Below are 7,871 nucleotides of genomic sequence, written 5' to 3' on the forward strand. Positions count from 1 at the left end.
TTTCTTTTTTGTCATAGTAGACCTCATTTCTAACTCAAACGTCTTACACTTAATTCCACCATAAAAATCCGTTTTAGACTAATTTCCACTTTGACCAGCCAAGTGGAAGTTACTTTGAGAAGTTACCTCTTTTTTCATGAAAAGTGGATTAGAGCAAAAGATGGAAAGAAATGATAAAATATGCTATAATGAAATGATGTAAAAAAGGAGTATTTATGGACATTTCAGTAATTCGTCAGAAAATTGACGCAAATCGTGAAAAATTAGCTTCTTTCAGGGGGTCTCTTTGACCTAGAAGGTCTAGAGGAAGAGATTGCCATCTTGGAAAACAAGATGACAGAACCTGATTTTTGGAACGATAATATCGCGGCCCAAAAAACGTCGCAAGAATTAAATGAATTAAAAAACACCTACAGCACCTTCCACAAAATGGAAGAGTTGCAGGATGAAGTCGAAATTTTATTAGACTTTTTAGCTGAAGATGAGTCGGTGCATGAAGAATTGGTTGAACAGTTATCAGAACTTGATAAGATGATGACCAGCTACGAGATGACTCTACTCTTGTCAGAACCTTATGACCACAACAATGCCATCTTGGAAATCCATCCAGGATCCGGTGGTACTGAGGCTCAGGACTGGGGTGATATGTTGCTTCGTATGTACACTCGCTATGGAAATGCTAAAGGCTTTAAAGTGGAAGTATTGGATTACCAAGCAGGAGATGAAGCTGGCATCAAGTCAGTAACCCTATCATTTGAAGGGCCTAATGCCTATGGTCTTCTCAAGTCAGAAATGGGTGTTCACCGCTTGGTGCGAATCTCACCATTTGACTCTGCTAAACGTCGCCATACCTCTTTCACATCTGTAGAAGTAATGCCTGAGTTGGACGATACCATTGAAGTGGAAATCCGGGAAGATGACATCAAGATGGATACCTTCCGTTCAGGTGGTGCCGGTGGACAAAACGTCAACAAGGTTTCAACAGGTGTACGTTTAACCCACATTCCAACTGGAATTGTTGTCCAATCAACGGTGGATCGTACCCAGTATGGAAATAGAGATCGTGCCATGAAGATGTTACAGGCTAAGCTCTATCAAATGGAGCAAGAAAAGAAAGCTGCGGAAGTAGATTCTCTCAAGGGTGAGAAAAAGGAAATCACATGGGGAAGTCAAATTCGTTCTTATGTTTTCACGCCATATACTATGGTAAAAGATCACCGAACTAGCTTTGAAGTTGCGCAGGTAGATAAGGTTATGGACGGAGACCTAGATGGTTTTATCGATGCTTATCTCAAGTGGCGAATCAGCTAAGATAGAAAGGAACTCACATGTCAATCATTGAAATGAGAGATGTCGTCAAAAAATACGACAACGGAACGACTGCCCTACGTGGTGTTTCGGTCAGCATTCAACCAGGAGAATTTGCCTATATCGTAGGTCCGTCAGGAGCTGGGAAATCAACCTTTATTCGTTCTTTGTATCGCGAAGTAAAAATCGAAAAAGGAAGCTTATCTGTTGCTGGTTTTAATCTGGTTAAAATTAAAAAGAAAGATGTCCCTCTCCTACGTCGTAGTGTTGGGGTTGTCTTCCAAGATTATAAACTGTTACCAAAGAAAACCGTTTATGAAAATATTGCTTATGCAATGGAGGTAATTGGAGAAAGTCGCCGTAATATCAAAAAACGTGTTATGGAAGTTTTAGACTTGGTTGGATTGAAGCATAAGGTTCGTTCTTTCCCAAATGAACTTTCAGGGGGAGAACAACAGCGTATTGCGATTGCGCGTGCTATTGTAAATAATCCTAAAGTATTGATTGCGGACGAACCAACAGGAAACTTGGACCCAGATAATTCATGGGAAATTATGAACTTGCTGGAACGCATCAATCTCCAAGGTACAACTGTCTTGATGGCTACCCACAACAGTCAGATTGTAAATACCTTGCGCCACCGTGTCATTGCCATTGAAAATGGCCGTGTCGTTCGTGACGAAGCTAAAGGAGAATATGGATACGATGATTAGTAGATTTTTTCGTCATTTATTTGAATCGTTAAAAAGTTTGAAACGAAATGGCTGGATGACAGTAGCTGCTGTTAGTTCAGTTATGATTACTTTGACCTTGGTTGCAATATTTGCATCTGTTATCTTTAATACGGCTAAACTAGCTACAGATATCGAAAATAATGTCCGAGTAATGGTATACATTCGTAAGGACGTAGCTGATAATAGTGAGACCATTGAAAAAGAAGGTCAAACTGTTACAAATAACGACTACCATAAGGTATATGATGCTTTGAAAGGTATGTCAACCGTTAAAAGTGTTACGTTTTCAAGTAAAGAAGAACAATATGAAAAGTTGACAGAAACAATGGGGGACAACTGGAAAATCTTTGAGGGCGATGCCAATCCACTCTATGATGCATATATCGTTGATACAAATACACCAAGTGATGTAAAGACAGTAGCAGAAGAGGCTAAAAAAATCGAAGGTGTATCAGAAGTTCAAGATGGTGGTGCTAATACAGAACGCTTGTTTAAGTTAGCCTCATTTATTCGTGTTTGGGGACTAGTTATCGCTGGATTATTGATTTTCATTGCGGTGTTCTTGATTTCTAATACTATACGTATCACCATTATTTCACGAAGCCGTGAAATTCAAATCATGCGTTTAGTAGGTGCTAAGAATGGCTATATCCGCGGACCTTTCTTGCTTGAAGGTGCCTTCATTGGTTTGCTTGGAGCAACACTTCCATCAGTTCTGGTATTTATTGTCTATAAAATGGTTTACCAATCTGTTAATAAGTCATTGGTTGGTCAGAACCTTTCAATGATATCACCAGAAGTATTCAGTCCACTGATGATTGCCTTATTATTTGTGATTGGAATTTTTATCGGTTCAATCGGATCAGGAATTTCAATGCGCCGATTCCTGAAAATCTAAAATAGAAGTATATTTGAGGAGATTTTAATATCTCCTTTTTTACTACAAAAATTTTAGAAAAAAGTCTACTTTTTTTTATAAAAGCCTTTACAAAAAAAATTAAAGTGGTATAATTGAATTATAGAAAGTGCAAACGTTTTCGTAAAACGTTTGCCTAAATAAAAATAAAGGAGATTTGAATGATGAAAGATACATTCAAAAATGTCTTGTCTTTCGAGTTTTGGCAAAAATTCGGTAAGGCTTTGATGGTGGTTATCGCGGTTATGCCGGCTGCTGGTTTGATGATTTCAATCGGTAAGTCTATCGTAATGATTAACCCAACTTTTGCACCACTTGTAGTTACAGGTGGAATTCTTGAGCAAATTGGTTGGGGGGTTATCGGTAACCTTCACATTTTGTTTGCCCTAGCAATTGGAGGAAGCTGGGCTAAAGAACGTGCTGGTGGTGCTTTCGCCGCTGGTCTTGCCTTCATCTTGATTAACCGTATCACTGGTACAATCTTTGGTGTATCAGGAGATATGTTGAAAAATCCAGATGCTATGGTCACAACTCTCTTTGGTGGTTCAATCAAAGTTGCTGATTACTTCATTAGTGTTCTTGAAGCTCCAGCATTGAACATGGGTGTGTTTGTAGGGATTATCTCAGGTTTTGTAGGGGCAACTGCTTACAATAAATACTACAACTTCCGTAAACTTCCTGATGCACTTTCATTCTTCAACGGGAAACGTTTCGTACCATTTGTAGTTATTCTTCGTTCAGCAATCGCTGCAATTCTACTTGCTGCCTTCTGGCCAGTAGTTCAAACAGGTATCAATAGCTTTGGTATCTGGATTGCCAACTCACAAGAAACTGCTCCAATCCTTGCACCATTCTTGTATGGTACTTTGGAACGTTTGCTCTTGCCATTTGGTCTTCACCATATGTTGACTATCCCAATGAACTACACAGCTCTTGGTGGTACTTATGACATTTTAACTGGTGCAGCTAAAGGTACTCAAGTATTTGGTCAAGACCCACTATGGCTTGCATGGGTAACAGACCTTGTTAACCTTAAAGGTACAGATGCAAGTCACTACCAACAATTGTTAGATACTGTTCACCCAGCTCGTTTCAAAGTTGGACAAATGATCGGTTCATTCGGTATCTTGATGGGTATGATCGTTGCTATCTACCGTAATGTCGATGCTGATAAGAAACATCAATATAAAGGTATGATGATTGCGACAGCTCTTGCAACATTCTTGACAGGGGTTACTGAACCAATCGAATACATGTTCATGTTTGTAGCAACACCTATGTATCTTGTTTACTCACTTGTTCAAGGTGCTGCCTTCGCTATGGCTGACGTAGTAAACCTACGTGTCCACTCATTCGGTTCAATTGAATTCTTGACTCGTACACCACTAGCAATTAATGCTGGTATTGGTATGGATATCGTTAACTTTATCTGGGTAACTGTTCTCTTTGCCGTAATCATGTACTTTATCGCAAACTTCATGATTCAAAAATTCAACTACGCAACTCCAGGACGTAACGGAAATTACGAAACTGCTGAAGGTTCAGAAGAAGCTAGTAGCGAAGTGAAAGTTGCAGCAGGCTCTCAAGCTGTAAACATTATTAACCTTCTTGGTGGACGTGCAAACATCGTTGATGTTGATGCATGTATGACTCGTCTTCGTGTAACTGTAAAAGATGCTGACAAAGTCGGTGATGCAGAACAATGGAAAGCAGAAGGAGCTATGGGTCTTGTCATGAAAGGACAAGGAGTTCAAGCTATCTACGGTCCAAAAGCAGACGTATTGAAATCTGATATCCAAGATATCCTTGATTCAGGTGAAATCATTCCTGAAACTCTTCCAAGCCAAATGACTGAAGCACAACAAAACACTGTTCACTTCAAAGGTCTTACTGAGGAAGTTTACTCAGTAGCAGACGGTCAAGTTGTTGCTTTGGAACAAATAAAAGATCCAGTATTTGCTCAAAAAATGATGGGTGATGGATTTGCAGTAGAACCTGCAAATGGAAACATTGTATCTCCAGTTTCAGGTACTGTATCAAGCATCTTCCCAACAAAACATGCTCTTGGTATTGTGACTGAACCAGGTCTTGAAGTATTGGTTCACATTGGTTTGGACACAGTAAGTCTTGAAGGTAAACCATTTACAGTTCATGTTGCTGAAGGACAAAAAGTTGCAGCAGGAGATCTTCTTGTCACAGCTGACTTGGATGCTATCCGTGCAGCAGGACGTGAAACTTCAACAGTAGTTGTCTTCACAAATGGTGATGCAATTAAATCAGTTAAATTAGAAAAAACAGGTTCTCTTGCAGCTAAAACAGCAGTTGCTAAAGTAGAATTGTAATATACTTGAGGTTGGAAGCTGTATTCCAACCTCTTATTTTGGGAGAAAAGAATGAAATTTTTAACACTCAATACTCACAGTTGGATGGAGAAAGAAGCAGAGGAAAAATTCCAGATTTTGCTTGAGGATATTCTTGAAAAAGACTATGATTTGATTTGTTTCCAAGAAATCAATCAGGAGATCACTTCGCCAGTGGTGGAGGTTAATGACCTTTATCAAGCTTTGCCAGCAGCTGAGCCTATTCACCAAGACCATTATGTTAGACTTTTGGTTGAAAAGTTGTCAGAGCAAGGGAAAGATTACTACTGGACTTGGGCCTATAACCATATTGGTTATGACCGCTACCATGAAGGTGTGGCTATCTTGTCTAAAACACCTATTGAAGCAAGAGAAATTTTGGTTTCAGATGTGGATGATCCAACAGACTATCATACTCGCCGTGTCGCCCTGGCTGAAACTGTAGTTGATGGCAAGGACCTTGCAGTTGCCAGTGTCCACCTTTCTTGGTGGGATAAAGGTTTCCAAGAAGAATGGGCGCGATTTGAGGCTGTCTTGAAAGAATTGAACAAGCCACTTTTGCTGGCTGGAGATTTCAACAATCCAGCAGGTCAGGAAGGTTACCAAGCTATTTTAGCTAGTCCATTAGGCTTACAAGACGCTTTTGAAGTTGCTCAAGAGAAAAGCGGTAGCTATACCGTTCCACCAGAAATTGATGGCTGGAAGGGGAATACAGAACCCCTTCGAATCGACTATGTTTTTACTACCAAAGAGTTAGAGGTGGAAAATTTACATGTCGTATTTGATGGTAACAAGGGTCCGCAAGTTAGTGATCACTATGGCTTGAATGCTATTTTAAACTGGAAATAATGACTGAAAAGAGGTTGGGATTCACAAATTCCAGCCTTTTTTACTAGAGAAGCTACTAGAAATAGCCTAAATAAGTGAGACTACTGAAATGGAATAAAATATGGTATAATTGATAGGATAGATAGAATCGAGGATATTATGTCATTTACGAAATTTCAATTTAAAAAATATATTAGTGAAGCCTTGGAGGAGTTGAAATTTACAACTCCAACAGAGGTGCAAGACAAGTTGATTCCTATTGTTTTGACAGGTCGTGACCTAGTCGGTGAATCAAAAACAGGTTCGGGTAAGACTCACACTTTCCTATTGCCGATTTTCCAGCAATTAGATGAAGCCGACGATAGTGTTCAAGCAGTCATTACTGCACCGAGCCGTGAATTAGCTACTCAAATTTACCAAGCAGCCCGTCAGATTGCAGCCCACTCAGATGTCGAAGTTCGTGTGGTTAATTATGTGGGTGGTACGGATAAGGCTCGCCAGATTGACAAATTGGCAAGTAACCAGCCTCATATTGTTATCGGAACGCCTGGCCGTATTTATGACTTAGTTAAGTCTGGTGACCTAGCTATTCACAAGGCTAAGACCTTTGTGGTCGATGAGGCAGATATGACCTTGGATATGGGATTCTTGGAAACTGTTGATAAGATTGCTGGAAGCCTTCCAAAAGACTTGCAATTCATGGTCTTCTCAGCGACTATCCCACAAAAACTGCAACCATTCTTGAAAAAATACTTGTCAAATCCTGTTATGGAGAAAATCAAGACCAAAACGGTCATTTCTGATACCATTGATAATTGGTTGATTTCTACAAAGGGACGTGACAAGAATGCTCAAATTTACCAGTTAACTCAGTTGATGCAACCGTATTTGGCAATGATTTTTGTTAACACTAAAATGCGTGCTGATGAATTGCATTCATATCTGACTGCTCAAGGCTTGAAGGTAGCGAAGATTCATGGAGATATTGCCCCTCGTGAACGCAAGCGTATCATGAACCAGGTGAAAAATCTGGATTTTGAGTACATTGTCGCAACAGACTTGGCAGCGCGTGGGATTGACATTGAAGGTGTCAGCCATGTCATCAATGATGCCATTCCGCAAGATTTATCTTTCTTTGTTCACCGTGTTGGTCGTACTGGAAGAAATGGCCTACCAGGTACAGCTATTACCCTTTACCAACCCAGTGATGACTCGGATATCCGTGAGTTGGAGAAATTGGGAATCAAGTTTACTCCTAAAATGGTCAAAGACGGGGAATTTCAAGATACTTATGACCGTGATCGTCGTGCCAACCGTGAAAAGAAGCAGGATAAGCTTGATATTGAAATGATTGGGTTGGTCAAAAAGAAAAAGAAAAAAGTCAAACCGGGCTATAAGAAGAAAATTCAATGGGCGGTTGATGAAAAACGCCGCAAAACCAAGCGTGCTGAAAATCGTGCTCGTGGCCGTGCCGAGCGCAAAGCAAAACGCCAAACATTTTAAGGAAATTGTTGGAGTACTGAGCTCCAACTTTTTTATTTACCAGAACGAACTATCTGGTAACTTCTAAAGCAAAATAGTTCTCAGCCACAAAAAAGGGCTCTTTGTCAACTGTAGTGGGTTGAAGAAAAGCTAATATCTAGAAAGGACAAATTTCGTCCTTTCTTTTTTGATATTCAGAGCGATAAAAATCCGTTTTTTGAAGTTTTCAAAGTTCCGAAATCC

6 protein-coding genes are annotated in these 7,871 nt (G+C 39.9%); all 6 read left to right on the forward strand.

Going from position 1 to position 7,871, the window contains the following annotated elements; genetic code table 11:
- Positions 1 to 215: 215 nt before the first annotated feature.
- The 6 genes from prfB (at position 216) to GEZ85_RS09285 (ending at position 7,649) form a co-directional block, all read left to right on the forward strand.
- Positions 216 to 1,311 (forward strand): peptide chain release factor 2 gene (gene prfB, locus GEZ85_RS09260; protein WP_153210113.1). Its coding sequence is split into 2 segments (ribosomal slippage): positions 216 to 287 and positions 289 to 1,311, totalling 1,095 coding nucleotides; the frame shifts between segments, so codons are not numbered across the junction.
- Positions 1,312 to 1,328: 17 nt separating this feature from the next.
- A complete protein-coding gene (gene ftsE, locus GEZ85_RS09265) occupies positions 1,329 to 2,021 on the forward strand; it encodes a cell division ATP-binding protein FtsE (RefSeq protein WP_000022260.1) in 693 nt (230 codons plus the stop codon).
- Positions 2,014 to 2,940: a permease-like cell division protein FtsX gene (gene ftsX, locus GEZ85_RS09270; RefSeq protein WP_000625545.1), complete on the forward strand. Its 927-nt coding sequence runs from the start codon at positions 2,014 to 2,016 to the stop codon at positions 2,938 to 2,940. The genes ftsE and ftsX overlap by 8 nt, the downstream gene beginning before the upstream one ends.
- A gap of 179 nt (positions 2,941 to 3,119) precedes the next feature.
- Positions 3,120 to 5,300, forward strand: coding sequence for a PTS transporter subunit IIBC (locus GEZ85_RS09275; RefSeq protein ID WP_153210112.1), 2,181 nt, complete (start codon positions 3,120 to 3,122; stop codon positions 5,298 to 5,300).
- Positions 5,301 to 5,351: 51 nt separating this feature from the next.
- Positions 5,352 to 6,167 carry an endonuclease/exonuclease/phosphatase family protein gene (locus tag GEZ85_RS09280; protein WP_020903475.1) on the forward strand — a complete coding sequence of 272 codons (816 nt, stop codon included), beginning with the start codon at positions 5,352 to 5,354 and terminating at the stop codon, positions 6,165 to 6,167.
- A 138-nt stretch (positions 6,168 to 6,305) separates the two neighbouring features.
- The gene (locus GEZ85_RS09285; protein WP_004238723.1) at positions 6,306 to 7,649 is read left to right on the forward strand and encodes a DEAD/DEAH box helicase; all 1,344 of its coding nucleotides are present in this window, start codon (positions 6,306 to 6,308) and stop codon (positions 7,647 to 7,649) included.
- The last annotated feature ends 222 nt before the right edge of the window (positions 7,650 to 7,871 follow it).

The organism is Streptococcus mitis (assembly GCF_009496205.1).
GTDB classification, from domain to species: domain Bacteria; phylum Bacillota; class Bacilli; order Lactobacillales; family Streptococcaceae; genus Streptococcus; species Streptococcus mitis_BN.

Bases quoted from the DNA above. Each gene is read 5' to 3' on its own strand.
- ftsE (WP_000022260.1), top strand. From the start codon at position 1,329: ATGTCAATCATTGAAATGAGAGATGTCGTCAAAAAATACGACAACGGA.
- ftsX (WP_000625545.1), top strand. From the start codon at position 2,014: ATGATTAGTAGATTTTTTCGTCATTTATTTGAATCGTTAAAAAGTTTG.
- GEZ85_RS09275 (WP_153210112.1), top strand. From the start codon at position 3,120: ATGATGAAAGATACATTCAAAAATGTCTTGTCTTTCGAGTTTTGGCAA.
- GEZ85_RS09280 (WP_020903475.1), top strand. From the start codon at position 5,352: ATGAAATTTTTAACACTCAATACTCACAGTTGGATGGAGAAAGAAGCA.
- GEZ85_RS09285 (WP_004238723.1), top strand. From the start codon at position 6,306: ATGTCATTTACGAAATTTCAATTTAAAAAATATATTAGTGAAGCCTTG.